Source organism: Burkholderia sp. Ac-20349, from assembly GCF_017104865.1.
GTDB lineage: Bacteria > Pseudomonadota > Gammaproteobacteria > Burkholderiales > Burkholderiaceae > Burkholderia > Burkholderia aenigmatica.
On the sequence record NZ_JAAGPM010000026.1, the window covers coordinates 17,893 to 37,479 of the forward strand.

The 19,587-nt window shown below is 67.1% G+C and carries 16 protein-coding genes; 12 read left to right on the top strand and 4 right to left on the bottom strand.

Going from position 1 to position 19,587, the window contains the following annotated elements; translation table 11 throughout:
* Positions 1-49 precede the first annotated feature (49 nt).
* The 4 genes from mfd to G3N61_RS11930 all read left to right on the top strand — a co-directional run bounded on the left by mfd (position 50) and on the right by G3N61_RS11930 (position 6,542).
* The gene (gene mfd, locus G3N61_RS11915) at positions 50-3,520 is read left to right on the top strand and encodes a transcription-repair coupling factor (RefSeq protein ID WP_205822478.1); all 3,471 of its coding nucleotides are present in this window, start codon (positions 50-52) and stop codon (positions 3,518-3,520) included.
* 105 nt (positions 3,521-3,625) lie between these two features.
* A complete protein-coding gene (argE, locus tag G3N61_RS11920; protein WP_205822479.1) occupies positions 3,626-4,846 on the top strand; it encodes an acetylornithine deacetylase in 1,221 nt (406 codons plus the stop codon).
* A gap of 60 nt (positions 4,847-4,906) precedes the next feature.
* Positions 4,907-5,926, top strand: coding sequence for a threonine/serine dehydratase (locus G3N61_RS11925; protein ID WP_205822480.1), 1,020 nt, complete (start codon positions 4,907-4,909; stop codon positions 5,924-5,926).
* Between the two features lie 145 nt (positions 5,927-6,071).
* A complete protein-coding gene (locus tag G3N61_RS11930) occupies positions 6,072-6,542 on the top strand; it encodes a DUF3574 domain-containing protein (RefSeq protein ID WP_205822481.1) in 471 nt (156 codons plus the stop codon).
* A gap of 82 nt (positions 6,543-6,624) precedes the next feature.
* On the opposite strand, the gene G3N61_RS11935 is transcribed toward G3N61_RS11930, so the two are convergent.
* Positions 6,625-9,141, bottom strand: coding sequence for a penicillin-binding protein 1A (locus G3N61_RS11935; protein WP_043188026.1), 2,517 nt, complete (start codon positions 9,139-9,141; stop codon positions 6,625-6,627).
* Positions 9,142-9,584: 443 nt separating this feature from the next.
* Between G3N61_RS11935 and G3N61_RS11940 the strand changes: the two genes are divergently transcribed.
* The 4 genes from G3N61_RS11940 to G3N61_RS11955 all read left to right on the top strand — a co-directional run bounded on the left by G3N61_RS11940 (position 9,585) and on the right by G3N61_RS11955 (position 12,960).
* Positions 9,585-10,265, top strand: coding sequence for a PspA/IM30 family protein (locus tag G3N61_RS11940; RefSeq protein WP_011352396.1), 681 nt, complete (start codon positions 9,585-9,587; stop codon positions 10,263-10,265).
* Between the two features lie 88 nt (positions 10,266-10,353).
* Positions 10,354-11,517: a tetratricopeptide repeat protein gene (locus G3N61_RS11945; RefSeq protein ID WP_205822482.1), complete on the top strand. Its 1,164-nt coding sequence runs from the start codon at positions 10,354-10,356 to the stop codon at positions 11,515-11,517.
* Positions 11,518-11,748: 231 nt separating this feature from the next.
* Complete coding sequence (mscL, locus tag G3N61_RS11950; RefSeq protein ID WP_059233903.1) at positions 11,749-12,180, top strand: large conductance mechanosensitive channel protein MscL; 432 nt, start codon at positions 11,749-11,751, stop codon at positions 12,178-12,180.
* A 333-nt stretch (positions 12,181-12,513) separates the two neighbouring features.
* Entirely contained in the window at positions 12,514-12,960 is a 447-nt protein-coding gene (locus G3N61_RS11955; RefSeq protein WP_027784713.1) for a hypothetical protein, read from the top strand.
* 66 nt (positions 12,961-13,026) lie between these two features.
* On the opposite strand, the gene G3N61_RS11960 is transcribed toward G3N61_RS11955, so the two are convergent.
* Positions 13,027-13,920 (bottom strand): NAD(P)-dependent oxidoreductase, encoded by an 894-nt coding sequence (locus G3N61_RS11960; RefSeq protein WP_089450804.1) that lies wholly within the window; start codon positions 13,918-13,920, stop codon positions 13,027-13,029.
* 135 nt (positions 13,921-14,055) lie between these two features.
* On the opposite strand from G3N61_RS11960, the gene G3N61_RS11965 reads away from it, so the two are divergent.
* Positions 14,056-14,265 (top strand): dodecin, encoded by a 210-nt coding sequence (locus G3N61_RS11965; RefSeq protein ID WP_011352399.1) that lies wholly within the window; start codon positions 14,056-14,058, stop codon positions 14,263-14,265.
* A 221-nt stretch (positions 14,266-14,486) separates the two neighbouring features.
* Positions 14,487-15,416 (top strand): LysR substrate-binding domain-containing protein, encoded by a 930-nt coding sequence (locus tag G3N61_RS11970; RefSeq protein WP_006490213.1) that lies wholly within the window; start codon positions 14,487-14,489, stop codon positions 15,414-15,416.
* Positions 15,417-15,510: 94 nt separating this feature from the next.
* Here G3N61_RS11970 and G3N61_RS11975 read toward each other — a convergent pair whose 3' ends face one another.
* Positions 15,511-16,923 carry an 8-oxoguanine deaminase gene (locus G3N61_RS11975; protein ID WP_175014250.1) on the bottom strand — a complete coding sequence of 471 codons (1,413 nt, stop codon included), beginning with the start codon at positions 16,921-16,923 and terminating at the stop codon, positions 15,511-15,513.
* Positions 16,924-17,434: 511 nt separating this feature from the next.
* On the opposite strand from G3N61_RS11975, the gene uraH reads away from it, so the two are divergent.
* Complete coding sequence (gene uraH, locus G3N61_RS11980; RefSeq protein WP_175014251.1) at positions 17,435-17,788, top strand: hydroxyisourate hydrolase; 354 nt, start codon at positions 17,435-17,437, stop codon at positions 17,786-17,788.
* Between the two features lie 52 nt (positions 17,789-17,840).
* Positions 17,841-19,034 (top strand): urate hydroxylase PuuD, encoded by a 1,194-nt coding sequence (locus G3N61_RS11985; protein WP_205822483.1) that lies wholly within the window; start codon positions 17,841-17,843, stop codon positions 19,032-19,034.
* Positions 19,035-19,127: 93 nt separating this feature from the next.
* Here the strand turns inward: G3N61_RS11985 and G3N61_RS11990 are convergent, their stop codons facing one another.
* Positions 19,128-19,544, bottom strand: a complete 417-nt coding sequence (locus G3N61_RS11990; protein ID WP_205822484.1) for an ACT domain-containing protein — start codon at positions 19,542-19,544, stop codon at positions 19,128-19,130.
* Positions 19,545-19,587: the final 43 nt, after the last annotated feature.

Consider the following 19,587-nt stretch of genomic DNA (forward strand, 5'->3'; position numbering starts at 1 on the left):
TCGACCGGCGCACCGCGATGCGCCCGTGCACGCCACCCCTGTCGTCCCTATGCCAGATAACGCTTCCACCCCGTCCGCCTCGCCCATTGCCCGCGTCAAGTCCGGCCAGCGTTTCGCCTTCGACGGCGCGCATGGTTCCGCCGACGCGCTCGCCATCGCCCGTTATCTCGCCGACAGCCGCCAGGAGGTGCCGCTCCTCGCGGTGATCTGTGCGAACGCGGTCGACGCGCAACGGCTCTCGCAGGAAATCCGCTACTTCTCGCCCGACGCGCGCGTGCGCCTGCTGCCGGACTGGGAAACGCTGCCGTACGACACCTTCTCGCCGCACCAGGACCTGGTATCCGAGCGTCTCGCGACGCTGCACGATCTCGGCGAGGGCCGCTGCGACATCCTGCTCGTGCCCGCGACCACCGCGCTGTACCGGATGCCGCCCGCGTCGTTCATGGCCGCGTACACGTTCGCATTCGCACAGGGCGAGCGGCTCGACGAAGCGAAGCTGAAGGCGCAGCTCACGCTGGCCGGCTACGAGCACGTGAGCCAGGTCGTGCGGCCCGGCGAATACTGCGTGCGCGGCTCGCTGATCGACCTGTACCCGATGGGCTCGCCGCTGCCGTACCGGATCGACCTGTTCGACGACCAGGTCGACTCGATCCGCGCGTTCGACCCGGACACGCAGCGCAGCCTCTACCCGGTGCGCGACGTGCGGCTCCTGCCCGGCCGCGAGTTTCCGTTCGACGAAGCCGCGCGCACGGCCTTCCGCAGCCGCTGGCGCGAGACCTTCGAAGGCGACCCGAGCCGCGCGCCGATCTACAAGGACATCGGCAACGGCGTGCCGTCGGCCGGCATCGAGTATTACCTGCCGCTGTTCTTCGACGAAACCGCCACGCTGTTCCACTACCTGCCGCAGGATGCGCACCTGGTGTTCACCGGCGATCTCGAAGCGTCGATCCGCCGCTTCACGGCCGATACGAAGCAGCGCCATGCGTTCCTCGCGCACGATCGGGAGCGGCCGATCCTCGAACCGCAGCGGCTGTTCCTGTCCGACGAGGATTTCTTCGCATTCGCGAAGCCGTTCGCCCGCGTCGTGCTGCCCGCGCAGCCGGCCGGCGGCTGGGCGACGGCGCTACCCGAGCTCACCGTCGATCGCCATGCCGACGATCCGCTCGTGTCGCTGCGCACGTTCGTCGAATCGTCGGGCAAGCGCGTCCTGCTGACCGTCGAATCGGCCGGCCGCCGCGAGACGATCCTGCAGCTGCTCGCCGAACACCATCTGCGCCCCGCGTCGAACGACCACTTCGCGGGCTGGCTCGAAAGCGACGAACGCTTCGCGCTCGGCGTCGCGCCACTTGCGAACGGCTTCGCGGTGCCGGGCGAAGGCTATGCGGTCGTCACCGAGACCGAACTGTACGGCGCGCTCGGCCGCCGCGCGGGCCGCCGCCGGCAGGAACAGGCGAGCAACGTCGACGCGATGGTGCGCGACCTGTCGGAGCTGAAGGTCGGCGACCCGGTCGTCCACGCGCAGCACGGCATCGGCCGCTACATGGGCCTCGTGTCGATGGATCTCGGCGAAGGCGAGACGGAATTCCTGCATCTCGAATACTCGGGCGACAGCAAGCTCTACGTGCCCGTCGCGCAACTGCACGTGATCTCGCGCTACAGCGGCGCCGATCCCGACAGCGCGCCGCTGCACGCGCTCGGTTCCGGCCAGTGGGAGCGCGCGAAGCGCAAGGCCGCGCAGCAGATCCGCGATACGGCCGCCGAGCTGTTGAACCTGTACGCGCGCCGCGCGGCCCGCGAAGGCCACGCGTTCTCGCTCGATCCGCGCGACTACGTGAAGTTCGCCGAAAGCTTCGGCTTCGAGGAAACACCCGACCAGGCAGCCGCCATCGCGGCCGTGATCGGCGACATGACGAGCGGCAAGCCGATGGACCGCCTCGTGTGCGGCGACGTCGGCTTCGGCAAGACCGAGGTCGCGCTGCGCGCCGCGTTCATCGCGGTGCTGGGCGGCAAACAGGTCGCGCTGCTGTCGCCGACCACGCTGCTCGCCGAGCAGCACACGCAGACCTTCGCCGACCGCTTCGCGGACTGGCCGGTGCGGATCGTCGAGCTGTCGCGCTTCAAGACCGCGAAGGAAGTCAACGCGGCGATCGCGCAGATCAACGAAGGCAGCGTCGACATCGTGATCGGCACGCACAAGCTGCTGTCGTCGGACGTGCAGTTCAAGCGCCTCGGCCTCGTGATCATCGACGAGGAACACCGCTTCGGCGTGCGCCAGAAGGAAGCGCTGAAGGCGCTGCGCGCGGAAGTCGACGTGCTGACGCTCACCGCGACGCCGATCCCGCGTACGCTCGGGATGGCGCTCGAAGGGCTGCGCGATTTCTCGGTCATTGCAACCGCGCCGCAGAAGCGCCTCGCGATCAAGACCTTCGTGCGCCGCGAGGAAGAAAGCGTGATCCGCGAGGCGATGCTGCGCGAGCTGAAGCGCGGCGGTCAGGTGTATTTCCTGCACAACGAGGTCGAGACGATCGAGAACCGCAAGACGATGCTCGAGGCGCTCGTGCCCGAAGCACGCATCGCGATCGCGCACGGCCAGATGCACGAACGCGAACTCGAGCGCGTGATGCGCGATTTCGTCGCGCAGCGCGCGAATGTGCTGCTGTGCACGACCATCATCGAGACCGGCATCGACGTGCCGAGCGCGAACACGATCATCATGCACCGCTCGGACAAGTTCGGCCTCGCGCAGCTCCACCAGTTGCGCGGCCGCGTCGGCCGTTCGCATCACCAGGCCTATGCGTACCTGCTGGTCCACGATCCGCAGGCGCTGACCAAGCAGGCCCAGCGCCGGCTCGAAGCGATCCAGCAGATGGAGGAACTCGGTTCGGGTTTCTATCTCGCGATGCACGACCTCGAGATCCGCGGCACCGGCGAAGTGCTCGGCGACAAGCAGTCGGGCGAGATCCACGAGATCGGCTTCCAGCTCTATACGGACATGCTGAACGACGCGGTGAAGGCGCTGAAGAACGGCAAGGAGCCCGACCTCACCGCCCCGCTCGCCGCGACGACGGAAATCAACCTGCATGCACCGGCGATCCTGCCGGCCGACTACTGCGCGGACGTGCAGGAGCGGCTGTCGCTGTACAAGCGGCTCGCGAACTGCGAGCACGGCGACGCGATCGACGGTATCCAGGAAGAGCTGATCGACCGCTTCGGCAAGCTGCCGCCGCAGGCGCACGCGCTCGTCGAGACGCACCGGTTGCGGATCGCCGCGAAGCCGCTCGGCATCGTGAAGATCGATGCGAGCGAGGTCGCGATCGGGCTGCAGTTCGAGCCGAATCCGCCGATCGATCCGATGCGGATCATCGAGATGGTGCAGAAGCACCGGCACATCAAGCTCGCGGGCCAGGACAAGCTGCGCATCGAGACGCGCTCGCCGGATCTCGCGATCCGCGTGTCGACGATCAAGGAGACGCTGCGCGCGCTCGGCCCCAAGCAAGGAGCGGCTACCGCGGTGCGCTGACGCGATACTGACGGGTGCGGCGTTGCTGCACCGCATCGCGTCCGGCGAAGGCGGGCCGACGCGTTTTTGAGTATGATTTTCCCATTCATCAGACGGAGTCTTGCCATGTCCACTCTCGACGCGACGGTGTCGTCCGCCGCCGACCAAGGCGACGCGTCGCTCGTCAGCCTGCCCTGGATCAAGCAACTGGTGTCGATGGACACGACGAGCCGCGTGCCGAACCTCGGCCTGATCGAAACGGTACGCGACGCGCTCGCCGCAAAAGGCATCGCATCGACGATCACGCACGATCCGCGCGAAGGCTGGGCCAACCTGTTCGCAACCGTGCCCGCGCACGACGGCTCGACGAACGGCGGCATCGTGCTGTCGGGGCATACCGACGTCGTGCCGGTCGACGGCCAGCAATGGGACAGCAATCCGTTCGCGCCGGAAATCCGCGACGGCCGCCTGTACGGCCGCGGCACCTGCGACATGAAGGGCTTCATCGGCACCGCGCTCGCGTTGCTGCCCGAGATGCAGGCGACCAGGCTCGCGAAGCCGATCCATTTCGCGCTGTCCTACGACGAGGAAATCGGCTGCGCGGGCGCGCCGCTGATGATTGCGGATCTGGTCAAGCGCGGCGTGCAGCCGTCCGGCTGCATCGTCGGCGAACCGACCAGCATGCGGCCGATCATCGCGCACAAGGGCATCAATGCGTACCGCTGCTGCGTGCGCGGCCACGCGGCGCATTCGTCGCTGACGCCGAAGGGGCTGAACGCGATCGAGTATGCGGCGCGCCTCATCTGCCACATCCGCGACATCGCCGACCGCTTCCGCGCCGAAGGCCCGTTCGACGCGCTGTACGACGTCCCGTTCACAACTGCGCAAACGAGCACGATCCAGGGCGGCAACGCGATCAACACGGTGCCGGCCGAATGCCGGTTCGACTTCGAGTTCCGCAATCTGCCGACGCTCGACCCCGAGCAGATCTTCACGCGCATCGAAGCCTATGCACGGGAAACGCTGCTGCCGCAGATGCTTCGCGAGCATCCGAATGCCGCGATCGAATTCTCGAAGATCGCCGCGGCGCCCGGCCTCGACGCCACCGAACAGGCCGCGATCACGCAGCTCGTGCGTGCGCTGACGGCCGACCAGGACAAGCGCAAGGTCGCGTACGGCACCGAGGCCGGCCTGTTCGAACGCGCGGGCATTCCGAGCGTCGTATGCGGGCCCGGCAACATCGAGCAGGCGCACAAGCCGAACGAATATGTCGAGCTCGCGCAGCTCGCCGGCTGCGAACAGTTCCTGCGCAAGTTCATCCGCAGCATGTCGGTCGACGCGCACTGACTGCCTCCCGCCACGCCGGCCCGCGTGTGCGGGCCGGCCCACTCCGCCACCCGCCACGTCATGTCGACTGAACGCCAGGGCACCGCCCATACGACGATCGACGGCGAGCCGATCCCGACGCTCGACGAAATCGCCGCGCAGCATTTCGCACTGTCGCCCTGGGTCGCGCGCACGCCCGTGTTCGAACGCGCCGACCTGCCGTCCCTCGAGGGCACGCACGTCAACTTCAAGTTCGAGTTGCTGCAGGCCAGCGGCAGCTTCAAGGCGCGCGGCGCCTTCACGCACCTGCTCGCGCTCGACGAGGCGCGCAAGAACGCCGGCGTCACCTGCGTGTCGGCCGGCAATCACGCGGCGGCCGTCGCGTATGCGGCGATGCGGCTCGGCAGCAGCGCCAAGGTCGTGATGTTTCATACCGCGAGCCCGACGCGCATCGCGCAGTGCAAGCAGTACCGCGCGGAAGTCGTGCTGGCCGGCAGCGCGTCACAGGCGTTCGACCTCGTCCGGCGGATCGAGGCCGAGGAAGGCCGCTTCTTCATCCATCCGTTCAACGGCTATCACACGATCCTCGGCACCGCGACGCTCGGCTACGAATGGGCGACGCAGACCCCCGACCTCGACGCGGTGATCGTGCCGATCGGCGGCGGCGGGCTCGCGGCCGGCATGGCGACCGCGCTGCGGCTCGCGAATCCGCGCGTGCACGTGTACGGCGTCGAGCCGGAAGGCGCCGACGCGATGAACCGCAGCTTCGCGGCAAATCACACGATCAAGATGAGCGCGATGCAAACGATCGCCGATTCGCTGATGGCGCCGCATACCGAGGAATACAGCTATCAGCTGTGCCGGCGCCACGTCGACCGCATCGTCACCGTGTCCGACGACGCGTTGCGTGCCGCAATGCTGTTCCTGTTCTCGCACCTGAAACTGTCGGTCGAACCGGCGTGCGCGGCCGCGCTGGCCGCACTGCTCGGGCCGCTGCGCGAAACGCTGCAGGGCAAGCGTGTCGGCGTGCTGCTATCCGGCACCAATACCGACCCCGGCACACTCGGCACGCATCTCGCGCACGCGAAATTGCAACACTGACCCCGCATCGGGCACGTGCGGGTAAACCCAGGGTTATCCCCAGATTATGTTGACAGCCCTGTTGATAACCCGCCGGACAAACACGCAAGTGGTTGAGCGCGCAGCGTTTTGCGCGCGCGGAGGTTGATCGTCACGAAATGGGCAGATGCGACCGTCGGCCGCATGCGCCGCGACCGGGTGGCGCCGCGCGGCGCCGGTGATCGGCTGTGTCGCGATCGCGCTGCTCGCCGGTTGCGCGGCACCGTCCTCGCCCGTCGACGGCGCGCCGTCAGCCTGCGCGCAGCCGGGCGAGCACCGCATGCTGCAGGCCGACCTGCTGTTCGGGCGCGACATCGCCGGGCGCGGCCCCGTCACCGATGCGGAACGGGCGACGTTCCTCGCCGACACGGTCACGCCGCGGTTCCCCGACGGCCTCACCTACTGGGACACGCACGGCCAGTGGCGCGACCGCGCAAGCGGCGGAATCACTCGCGAAGACAGCTTCGTGATCCGTATCATCGCCGACGATACGCCCGACACGCGCGCGCGGCTCGCCGCAATCCGGCAGGCGTACGTGGTGCGCTTCCGGCAGCAATCGGTCGGCATCACGCTCGTGCCGGCCTGCGCGGCGTTCTGACGACCTTCTCCCTGCCGAAAATCCGCGTAAAAAAACGGGCGCCCGAAGGCGCCCGTCGCATGCCGGAACCGCGGCGTGCCGCTTACTTGTTCTCGAACATGTCCATGATCTGCTGCTTCTCCTGCGGCGTGACGGGCGGCGGTGCAAGCCCTGCCGCACCGGCCGAGCCGAGTGCGTCGTTCGCGCTGATCGAATTCTCGGCCGGGTTGATGTCGACGTTCGCGACGAAGCCGTTGCCCGGCGTGCGATCGGCGTAGTACAGCTCGCCGTCGATCGAGGTCAGGCCGTCCGGGATCGGCATCTGCTGCTCGGGCACGCCGTTCAGCGCGGTGCGCATGTAGTTCACCCAGATCGGCAACGCGAGCTGCGCGCCGAATTCGCGGCTGCCGAGGCTCTTCGGCTGGTCGAAGCCCATCCACGCGACCGCGACGAGCGATTGCTGGTAGCCGGCGAACCAGCCGTCCTTCGCGTCGTTCGTCGTACCGGTCTTGCCCTGCAGGTCGCTGCGGCCCAGTGCGTTGGTGCCCGCGCCCGTGCCGGCCGTCGCGACCGAATGCAGCAGGCTGTTCATCATGTACGCGTTGCGGCCTTCGATCGTGCGCGGCGCCGTGCTGCCGGCGAGCACCGGCTGCGACTTCTGCAGCGGCTGGCCGCGTGCGTCGTCGACTTCGGCGATCAGGTACGGATCGACCTTGTAGCCGCCGTTCGCGAACACCGCATAGCCGGTCGCGAGCTGCAGCGGCGTCACGAGGCCCGCGCCGAGCGCCATCGGCAGGTACGGCGGCGTCTTCGCCGGATCGAAGCCGAAGCGCTGCGTCACGTACTGCTGCGCATACTGCGTGCCGATCGACGCGAGGATCCGGATCGACACGAGGTTCTTCGAGCGCTGCAGGCCAGTGCGCATCGTCATCGGGCCGTCCGGCTGGTCGTCGTCCTTCGGCTCCCATGCGGTGCCGCCCGGCACGCTCGGCGGGAAGTACAGCGGCGCGTCGTTGATCATCGTCGCCGGCCCCATGCCCTTGTCGAGCGACGCCGAGTAGATGAACGGCTTGAACGACGAGCCCGGCTGGCGCCACGCCTGCGTCACGTGGTTGAACTTGCTCTTGTTGAAGTCGAAGCCGCCGACGAGCGAGCGGATCGCACCGTCCTGCGGCGCGATCGCGACGAGCGCGCCTTCGACCTGCGGCAACTGCACGACCTGCCAGCCCGTCTTGCCGTCCTTCAGCACGCGCACGACCGAGCCCGGCTTGATGCGCAGCGTGTCGTTCGCGCGGGGCCCGAGCGCGGCCGCGACGAAGCGCAGCCCGGCCGGGCCGATCGTCGTGGTCGCACCGCCGACGAACTGCACCTCGACCGCGCCCGGCGACGCCGACAGCACGACCGCCGACTGCAGGTCGCCGTTGTCCGGGTGATCGGCGAGCGCGTCGTCGATCGCCTCGTCGCGGTCGTCGCCGGCCGCGGGCAGCTTGATCGACGCTTCCGGCCCGCGATAGCCGTGGCGGCGCTCGTAGTCGAGAATGCCGCGACGCACGGCCTGGTACGCGGCTTCCTGGTCGGACGAGTTGATCGTCGTCGTGACGGTCAGCCCGCGCGTATAGGTTTCGTCCTTGTACTGCTGGTACATCATCTGCCGCACCATCTCGGCGACGTACTCGCCGTGCACCGCATACTGGTTGCCCGGCGTGCGCACGTGGATCTCTTCCTTCACGGCCTCGTCGTACTGCGGCTGCGTGATGTAGCCGACTTCGAGCATGCGCTTCAGGATGTATTCCTGGCGCACCTTCGCACGCTTCGGATTGACGACCGGGTTATACGCGGACGGCGCCTTCGGCAGCCCCGCGAGCATCGCCGCTTCCGCCAGCGTGATGTCCTTCAGGTCCTTGCCGAAGTACACGCGCGCGGCGGCCGCGAAGCCGTACGAGCGCTGGCCGAGATAGATCTGGTTCATGTACAGCTCGAGGATCTGGTCCTTCGTCAGGGCCTTCTCGATCTTGTACGCGAGCAGCATTTCGTAAATCTTGCGCGTGTAGGTCTTCTCGCTCGACAGGAAGAAGTTGCGCGCGACCTGCATCGTGATTGTGCTCGCGCCCTGGCGCGCGCCGCCGTGCATCAGGTCGGCCACGCCCGCGCGCAGGATGCCGACGAAGTCGACACCGCCGTGTTCGTAGAAGCGGTAGTCCTCGATCGCGAGCACCGCCTTCTTCATCACGTCCGGAATCTCCTGGAAGCGCACGAGGCTGCGGCGCTCCTCGCCGAACTCGCCGATCAGCACGTGATCGGCCGTGAACACGCGCAGCGGCACCTTCGGCTGGTAGTTGGTCAGCGCATCGAGCGACGGCAATTGCGGCGCCATCACGACCAGCGCGTAGCCGACGATCAGCGCGCCGACGATCGCGGCGATCGCGAACAGCCCGGCGAACCACAGCATGACGCGCGAGCCGAATCCGCGGCGGCGGCCCCCGCCGCCGCTGCGCTGGGTGCGGCGATCGTCGTCGCGGTCATCCTCATCGGGGTAATAGGCTCCGGACGGCGAACGGCGCAGCGTGTAGTGGGGTTCGTTCCTGTCGGAAGAAGAAGGCGGTCGTTTGATAATTGGCATGTCGGAATGGCGGGCGGTCGTGGCGCCCTCGGACGCATGCGGAAATGCAGGCGAATGAATCAGAGCAGAGACATCGTGATGCGGCTGTCACGTCGACAGACCCCGCCGCGCGGCGATCCGTTCCCGCGACGTGACAGCGCATTTTAATGAAATCGACCGGGTGGCTTCGCGATTTTTTGTAAAAATTCCCGCAATGCCGTGATTTAAGGAACGTATTGTCGGCATCCTCTGCCTATCATGGACACGCAATATGGCGCGCACAGTCGATTTTCTTTCAATCGCGAAAGGTTCGACATCCTGATGCGCAAGCCGCTTGAACTCGCGCGTTTAAGCCGTATTTAAGTGAACCGGTGGTGTAATATCCGCCGGCTCATGCGGGTCGGAACCGGCTCGCAACGGGCACTGCCGCGGTCACGCGGCGCCTTTCAACCACGGAGGATTTCATGTCGCTTTTCGACTCTGTTTCGCGCACGATCAAAGGCCTGCTGAACGATGCGGCCGATTCGGTACAGGATCCGTCGCGCGACGCACGGCAGATCGTGCGGGAGCTCGACGACAGCATCGGCCGTGCCGAGAATTCGCTGATCGAAATCGAGGCACAGGTCGCGACCCAGCGCAGCAAGCGCGATGCGGCCGACGACAAGGTGAAGAAGTACGAGGACGGCGCGAAGCGCGCGCTGCAGTCCGGCGATGAAGCACTCGCACGCGAGGCGCTCGGCGCACAGTCCAACGCGGAAGCCGAGCGTGACGCGCTCGCGGCCGAACTGTCGACGCTCGAGCCGTCGGTCGACAAGCTGAAGGGGCAGATCGCCGACATGCGCCAGCGCCGCAACGACCTGAATGCGCGCTCGAACATCCTGCAGGCCAAGCAGGAAATCGCGCAGGCGAAGGACGTCGCGGCCAGCGCCCTGGGCGGCATCGGCGGCAAGAACCTGTCCGAGGACTTCCAGAAGCTCGAGGACAAGGTCGCGCTGCAGAACGCACGCTCGGACGCGCGCCTGAATTCGGCCGACACGTCGAGCGGCAAGGCGCTCGACGACAAGCTCGCCGCGCTGAACAAGGGCCCGTCGGTCGAGGATCGCCTCGCCGCGCTGAAGAAGCAGCTCGACACGCCCGCGCAGTAACGGCCACTGCGGGCAACCGCGCCGCCGCCCGCCCCGGGCGCGGCGCGAACCGATCGTCAGGAGACGGGCGCCTGCGCCCGGTTCGACCATGAAGAAATCTCTCGCCGCACTCGGCCTCTCGCTGATGTTGCTGTCGTCCGCCGCGTTTGCGGTCCCGTCGCTGCAGCAGGTCGAGCAATCGATCGCGCAACGCAACTGGCAGCAAGCCGACACGCAGCTGTCGCAAGTCATCGACGCCCATCCGAACAACGCGCACGCGCGCTACCTGTATGCGCAGGTGCTGGACCGCGAAGGCCGCGCGTCCGACGCACTCACGCAACTGCAACGCGCGAAGTCGCTCGATCCGCAACTCAAGTTCACCGACGCGTCGCGCTTCGCGCAGACGGAGTCGCGCATCCGCGCCGACGCCGCGCGCGTGAGCGGCAATGTGCCGTCGGCCACGCAGGCCGGCACGCTGCAATCGTCGCTCGCGCCCGCCGTCGCGCCGGCCGAGAAACACGGCCCGTCGACCGGCATGTGGATCGCCCTCGGGCTGATCGTCGCGGTGATCGCGCTGGTGCTGCGCTGGACGCTGCGGCGCGCACGCACGGCCGACGACAGCCGCGCCGACGACGAACGCCGCACGCAGCTCAAGCGTGCCACCGACGTGCTGAACGATATCCGCCCGCTGAAACTCGACGCGAAGCTGTCGACGGCACCCGGCGCCGCGGCGCTCACCGGCGAACTCGAAGCGATCGAGACCGACGCGCGCACGCTCGTCGAAACGCTGTCGAACGGCAAGAATCCGGTGCCGCCCTATCGCGTCGATGAACTCGAACAGCGCCATGCGAGCGTGAAGGCACGCGTCGAAGGTCGTCCCGATCCGGCCGCGCAACCCGCGGCACCGGTCAACGGCAGCGGCTCCGTGTATGCGCAGGAAGCCGATCGCATGACGGGCGCGCAAGGCCAACCGTATCCGCAGCAGCCCTACCCGCAACAGCAACCGCCGGTGGTGATCCAGCAAGGCGGCGGCGGTTTCGGCGGCGGCATGGGCGGGCTGCTGACCGGCGTATTGCTCGGCGAGGCGATGTCGGGTGGCCGCGAGCGCGTGGTCGAACGCGACGTGATCGTCGACGGCGAGCGCCGCCGGCAGGAGAACGATCCGGGCTTCGACCTCGGCCGCGGCGACAGTTCGAACTGGAGCGACGGCAACGGCGGCGGCGGCATGGATCTCGGCAGCAACGACGACGGCTGGACCGACGACAACACCTGACGCTACGCAGCGCGTCGACGTACCCGCGACGCGCTGCCACGCACGCCACGCTCCCCTGCCTGCCTGCCGCGCCGACGCGCGGATTTGTCAATCATTTCAAGATGGACTACCGGCAATGGGGAGCGTTCGCTATCATGCGGCCATCGGCGTGCCACCGACCCTCTTTCGACGCTCTGCATCCCTGCGCGTCGCGGCACGCCTCCCCTCGCCCCAACCAGGAGAAAGCCGCTCATGAGCATCATCAAGGAATTCAAGGAGTTCGCCGTCAAGGGCAACGTCATGGATCTCGCCGTCGGCGTGATCATCGGCGGCGCGTTCTCGAAGATCGTCGACTCGGTCGTGAAAGACCTCATCATGCCGGTCATCGGCGTGCTGACCGGTGGTCTGGATTTCTCGAACAAGTTCGTTCTGCTCGGCACCATCCCTCCGACGTTCAAGGGTAATCCCGATTCGTTCAAGGACCTGCAGGCCGCGGGTGTCGCCGCGTTCGGCTACGGCTCGTTCATCACCGTGGCGATCAATTTCGTCATCCTCGCGTTCATCATTTTCCTGATGGTGAAATTCATCAACAAGCTGCGCAAGCCGGACGAAGCCGCGCCGGCCGCGACGCCGGAAGACACCGTGCTGCTGCGCGAGATCCGCGATTCGCTGAAGCAGCGCTGATCGCCGAGCGCCCCGCCTGCCAGGCCCGCCCCGTGCGGGCCTTTTTGTTGCGCGCGCGATGCACCGCCGCATGCGGCCCATCGCACTTTTTTGTGACGGGCGAATGCACGCGCGGGGAAAGCAGGTCTATGATGGAGACTAAACGACAGTACGGGCGCCAAGACGCTGGCTGTGTCGATCATGGCGAGCAGGTCGACGGGAGACATTGATCGTCGTACTGCACGAAGGCAGCATTTTCGTGTGCTATAAAGGATCGACATGCGGCGTACATAGCCGGGAGTGGGTCGCATGAAAGTGCCGCATTTCTTGCAATTGTTTTTGAGGCGAGTGTTTATGTCCTTCCCGAAAAAACGTCGGCGTGCCCAGCAGGATGGCCAGGAGTCATTCCTCGCGGTATTGCGCCACTCGAAACCGTTTGCCCAGCTCGACACCAAGATTGCCCGCGCCCGTGCGCAGGACGAACCCGTCCTGTACGCGCATGTGCTGCCCGGTCTCGACGTGCTCCTGTGCAGCGTGCGCGGTGCCCAGCCGCCCTATCCCGCCATTGCGGAGCTGCGCAAGCGCTGCATCGAATCGATCGCCAACGCGCTCGAGCAGCCGCTGGACGGCCTCGAGAACGGCGGATATTGGTACGAAGCAAACGGCTTCGGCTTCCTCGTGTTTGCCAGCCGTGCGCGTGCGCGCATCCTGCCCGAGTTTGGTGCAGGCACGAAAGCGAGCCTGCGCGGCGGGCTCGGTCGCCAGAACGCCGGCGACACGACACCTCGCTCCCTCGGCTGATCCGCCCGCCATTCGATGGGCCGCCTCCAGGCGGCCCATCTGCCATTCACGCGCCCCGCTTGCCCGTCACGACGCCTGCTGACGCCCGTTGCCGGGCCGCACGATGTCGATGAACGCGGCGAAATCGGCGCCGGCGAGCCCTTGCGCGGCACCGAGCCGCAACACCTGCTGCACAGTGGCCGACACGGGCATCACCGCACCCGTGTCGCGCGCCGCGTCGGCGATCGCGTCGACATCCTTCTGGAACGTGCTGAGCGCGCCGATCGGCGCATGACCGCCCGAGGTCATGCGCGGCACGAACGTCTGCAGCAGCACCGAATCGGCCCAGCCGCCCGCGAGCGCTTCGGCGAGCCGCGCGGCATCGATGCCGCTCGCCTGCGCGAGACCGACGGCCTCGGCGATCGCGGTCACCGTCGCGGTGACGATCGCCTGGTTGCACAGCTTCGCCGTCTGCCCCGCGCCCGCGTCGCCCATGTGCGTGATGCGCGACGCATACGTGTCGATCAGCGGCCGCACCGCGTCGAGATCGGCCGCGCGACCGCCGGCCATCACCGCGAGCGTACCGGCCTGCGCGCCGGGCACGCCGCCCGATACGGGCGCATCGACCCAGCCGACGCCGAGCGCGGCCGCGCGCGCGGCGTACTCACGCGTGGCGGCGGGCGGAATGCTCGAATGATCGACGATGCGCTGCAGGCGACGCGTAGTGGCGTCACCGGAGAGCAGCCCGTGCTCGCCGAACACGACGTCGCCCACCGCGCGGCCGTCGAGCACGCACACGCATACCGTCTCGACGCGCTCCGCCAGTTCGCGCGGTGTGCCGACCACCTGCGCGCCGTCCTTCACGAGCGCCTCGGCCTTGTCGCGCGAGCGATTCCACACGCTGACCCGATGCCCGGCCGCCAGCAAATGCCGAATCATCGGCGCGCCCATCAATCCCGGTCCGCAAAATCCGACTTCCACGATGTTCCTCGTCTCCGATATGGGTTGAACTTGCCGCCCATCATACCTATCACTCAAGAAGCCGGGCACGCGCGGCGCCGCTTCGGGACCACGGCTTGCACCGGCCATCCATACCGATATCCCAGGGAGCGCATCATGAGCGACCACGTGTACAAGATGATCGAGCTGACCGGTTCGTCGAAGCAATCGAGCGACGACGCCATCCGCAACGCGATCTCGAAAGCCGGCAAGACGCTGCACAACCTGCACTGGTTCCAGGTGACCGAAACACGCGGCCACATCGAAGGCGACCAGGTCGTTCACTGGCAGGTCACGCTGAAGGTCGGCATGCGCATCGACGACTGACGCGCACGCCGCATCACACGCCGCGCCGCGATCCGGATCCGCGCAACACGGGTCCGGGCGGCGCCGCGCGCTTCGCTTCGCACCCCGTTCGGGCCCCTCGTCGCGGCCCGGCCGGCGGACGTCTGCGGGTATCCATCCCTTGACGCTGGGCCAGCTTCATATTAAAAACGATATACCCCCCTGCCCCCTCGATCAGCCCAGACATATAAAACGGAGATATCATGAGTCAGCAACGCGAGGCGATCGACACGTACCTCTTGCGCGTCTTGCACACCTTGTTGATGGAGCGCAGCGTCACGCGCGCAGCCGTCAAACTGAACCAGTCGCAACCGGCGATCAGCGCCGCGCTGCGGCGCCTGCGCGACATCACCGGCGATCCGCTGCTGGTGCGCGGCAAATCCGGCATGGTGCCGACCGAATACGGGCTGCGTCTGCTCGAGCCCGTGCAGAACGCGCTGCGTGAAATCGAGCGCATCAAGTTCCAGCAGCACAACTTCGACCCGGCCACGTCGATCCGCTGCTACCGGATCGGCTGCCCCGACTACCTGAACGTGCTGTTCGTGCCGACCGTGGTCGAGCGCTTCCGGCAGGCCGCGCCGAACGCGACGCTCGAATTCCACTCGCTCGGCCCCGCGTTCGACTACGAGCTCGCGCTGGAAGACGGCAAGCTCGACATCGTCGTCGGCAACTGGCCCGAGCCGCCCGAGCAGTTGCACCTGTCGAACCTGTTCGTCGACGAAATCGTCTGCCTGATGAGCAACACGCACCCGTTCGCAAAGCGCGGCGGGCTCACGCTCGATCAGTACCTGAACGCACCGCATCTCGCGCCGACGCCGTACTCGGTCGGCCAGCGCGGCGCGATCGACGTGCATCTCGCACGCGAACGGCTCAAGCGCCACGTGGTCGTCACGCTGCCGTACTTCAACCTTGCGCCTTACGTGCTCGTGAAGTCCGACCTGATCTTCACGACGACGCGCCTGTTCGCCGATCACTACGCGAAGTTCCTGCCGCTGTCGGTCGTGCCGGCACCGCTCGACTTCCCGCCGATGCAGTACTACCAGCTGTGGCACGAACGCTGCCACTACTCCGACGAAGTGCGCTGGCTGCGCAGCCTCGTCGCCGAAGCCACCCGCACGCTGATCGAGCCGTAACGGCACGCACCGCCCGCGCCGTCCCGGCGCGGCACGGCGAATGCTGGCGGCACGCCCGGCGGCAAGGCAGCCGCCGGACAACTTCACGCTTCCCTCAGCGCGATGCCTCGACCAGTGCCTGCGCGAGCGCGTTGTGACGCGCGATGACGGGCGGCAGGTCGAGCGTCGCCAGCCGCCCCTCCCGTACCACCACCTTCCCGTTCACCACCGTGTACGCCGTCTGCGACGGCGCGCAGAACACGAGCGCCGCGACCGGATCGTGCAGCGCGCCCGCGAACAGCGGCTGGCGCAGGTCGAACGCGGCGAAGTCGGCGGCCATGCCTGGCTTCAACGCGCCGATATCGTCGCGGTTCAGCACCTTCGCGCCGCCGAGCGTCGCGATCTCGAGCGCTTCGCGCGCGGTCATCGCATCGGGTCCGAAACCGACCCGTTGCAGCAGCAGCGCCTGCCGCACTTCCGCGACCATCTGCGCGCCGTCGTTCGACGCGGAGCCGTCGACGCCGAGGCCGACCGGCACGCCCGCGAGACGCATCTTCTTCACCGGCGCGATACCCGACGCAAGCCGCATGTTCGAGCACGGACAGTGCGCGACACCCGTGCCGGTGCGCGCGAACAGGCTGATGCCCGCGTCGTCGAGCTGCACGCAGTGCGCATGCCACACGTCGTGGCCGACCCAGCCGAGGTCTTCCGCATATTCGGCCGGCGTCATCCCGAACTTCTCGCGGCTGTATGCGATGTCGTTGACGTTCTCCGCGAGGTGCGTGTGCAGCGACACGCCGTATTCGCGCGCGAGCACGGCCGCGTCGCGCATCAGGTCGCGGCTCACCGAGAACGGCGAGCACGGCGCGACGACCACGCGCAGCATCGCGTACCGGCCTTCGTCGTGATAGGTCTCGATCAGGCGCTGCGTGTCGCGCAGGATGTCGGGTTCGCGCTCGACGACCGAATCGGGCGGCAGCCCGCCGTCGCGCTGGCCGACGCTCATCGCGCCGCGGCTCGCGTGAAAGCGCATGCCGATCCGCTGCGCGGCGCCGATGCTGTCGTCGAGGCGGCTGCCGTTCGGGTAGATGTACAGATGATCGCTCGACGTCGTGCAGCCCGACTGCAGCAGCTCGGCCATCGCGGTAAGCGTCGACACTTCGATCATCTCGGGCGTCAGGTGCGCCCAGATCCTGTACAGGTTCGTGAGCCAGCCGAACAGCTCGGCGTTCTGCGCCGCGGGCACCGCGCGCGTCAGGCTCTGGTACATGTGGTGGTGCGTGTTCACGAGCCCCGGGATCACGAGGTGGCCGCGCAGGTCGAGCACTTCGTCTGCCGTATCGGGCAGCTCGGCGGTCGGGCCGACCGCGACGATCCGGTTGTCTTCGATGAAGAGCCCCGCGTCGCGCAGCTCGCGGCGCGTGTCGTCCATGGTCACGAGCACGTCGGCGTGCTTGACCAGCAGGGTTTTCGGGCGGGATGAGGAGGTGTTCGGCGCGCGTGCGCCAGCGTGCTGCTCGAGGTTCATGCGTTCTCCGCGTCGGTCTGCCCCCAGGGGCGGATCCTGGGGACGGTCACACAGCCGTTCGAACGCTGAATCGCGGCACGCTCCGGTGCCTGCGTCCGTTCGAACGCCCTGGCCCGGTTACCCGGCGTGCTCGCCGTCTTCGGGGTACGCGCGGGCAACAAGGCCGACGCGCACGGCGGGAGGATCGCCCAAGCGCGCGCCGCACACAATGCGCGAACCGGAATACCGCGTTTCACGGTTTCGATATGGTACGCCGCGCAACGCCCCGCCGGAGGCCCGGAACGCCCGCCGGAAGCCGTATCCGGCGGGCCGTCGACAGTCGCTCATGCGCGGCGCATTATCTTTGATATCGCGCCCGTATTTGCGCGGGGAACCTTTTTACAATGCCTGCACGGCGCTCGCTTCAATCTCGCCGACGGGTATGTAGCCACGTGACGTGGAGCCTCGATCCGCCGCACAGTCATGGATCGAGTCGCCGCCGAACCTCGCATTCACACAAGGACAATTGCGAATGGGAAAGCTCACTACCCACGTACTCGATACGGCGCACGGCCGTCCCGGCGCTGCAATCAAGGTGGACCTCTACGCGCTGGACGGCGAATCGCGCCGCGCGATCAAGACCGTGCTGACCAATAGCGACGGCCGTTGCGACGAACCCCTGCTCGAAGGCGCCGCGCTCGCCGCCGGCGAATACGAACTCGTATTCCATGCCGGCGACTACTTCGCGTCCGTCGGCGTGAAGGTGCCCGAACCCCGTTTCGTCGATCGCGTCGTACTCCGCTTCGGCATCGCCGACACCGGCTCGCACTACCACGTGCCGCTGCTCGTGTCGCCGTGGTCGTACAGCACCTATCGCGGCAGCTGACATTCGAATCAGCGCCCGCATCAAACAAACGATTTGAGTCTGGAGGAGTTTCATGGAAGGCTTCATCACCGACTGGCTGAACCTCGCGCTGCGATGGCTGCACGTCATCGTCGCCATTGCGTGGATCGGCGAGTCGTTCTATTTCGTCGCGCTCGACAACAGCCTGAAACCGCCGACCGACCCGAACCAGCGCAAGCGCGGTGTGTTCGGCGAACTGTGGCACGTCCACGGTGGCGGCTTCTACAACATGCAGAAGTACACGGTCGCCCCGCCGGAAATGCCGGATGACCTGCACTGGTCGAAGTGGCCGTCGTACACGACCTGGCTGTCGGGCTTCTCGCTGTTCTTCGTGCTGTACCTGCTCGCACCGAACACGTACCTGATCGACAAGAGCGTGCTCGACATGGGCCCAGTGGTTGCCGTCGCATCCGCACTCGGCTTCCTCGCCGCCGGCTGGATCGTCTACGACTCGCTGTGCCGCATCCTCGGCACCAACGACCGCGTGCTCGGCATCTGCGTCGGCATTTACGTGGTTGCAGCCGCGTATCTCGCATGCCACATCTTCGCGGGCCGTGCCGCGTACCTGATCGTCGGCGCGATGCTCGCGACGATCATGTCGGCGAACGTGTTCTTCGTGATCATCCCCGGCCAGCGCAAGATGGTCGACAAGATGCTCAAGGGCGAAGAGCCGAACCCGATCTACGGCAAGCGCGGCAAGCAGCGCTCGGTGCACAACACGTACTTCACGCTGCCGGTCGTGTTCGCGATGCTGTCGAACCACTATGCAATGACCTACACGAACAAGTTCAACTGGGTCGTGCTCGTGATGATCATGCTGGCCGGCGCACTGATCCGCCAGTTCTTCGTGATGCGTCACCGCGGCAAGCAGCTGTGGTACCTGCCGATCGGCGGTGTCGCCCTGCTGTCGGGCGCGCTGGTGTGGACGATGCCGAAGCCGGTCGCACCGGAAGCGCAAGCCGCAAACGCGCCGAAGGTCGTGATCGCCGACATCATGCCGGTCCTGCAGCAGCGCTGCGTCGAGTGCCACTCGGCGAAACCGACGCTGATGGGCAGCGCGCCCGCAGGCGTGATGTTCGACACGCCGGACGAAGTGTCGAAGAATGCGCAGCGTATCTACGAACAGGCCGTGCGCCTGAAGGCGATGCCGATCGGCAACGTCACGCACATGACCGACGACGAGCGGACGAAGCTCGCCGCCTGGTTCGAGGGTGGCGCGAACAAGTAAGCCGCCGGGCGCCGGGGTCGTGTTCCGGCGCAATCCTCTCCGTTCTCGGGCCCGCTACTGGGCCCGTTTTTTTTGCGTGTTACAGATGCGTTGCTAGCGCTCGCCGCGCATCGCGTCGCGCTGGAGCGCGACGAGCGCATCGAGCGCGCGCGGGCCGTCGTCGAACGGCACGAAGATGTGATCGTGGTACGCGGCCGCCATCACGTTGCAGCTGATGCCGGCCGCGCCGAGCGCCCGTGCGAAGGCCGCCGTGAGGCCCACGGCCGCAAGGTCGGAATGCACGGTCAGCGTGATCCATGCGGCGCGGAACAGTACGGGCCAGCCGCGGCGCGCGGCCGTCTCCGCGCCGACGACGAGCGTCAGCCCTTCCGCTTCACGGAATGTCGCGATCACTTCGGATAACGATACGTCTGCGTCGGTCGGCAGCGACACGAATGCGAACGCGCCCGGATGCAGTTCGGGCTGCATCGTGCTCAGCAGGATCGCGAGGTTGCTTTCAGCTTGGCTCATCGAAGGAACACGCCCGGAAAAGGACGTCGTGCGGTGGCGATGC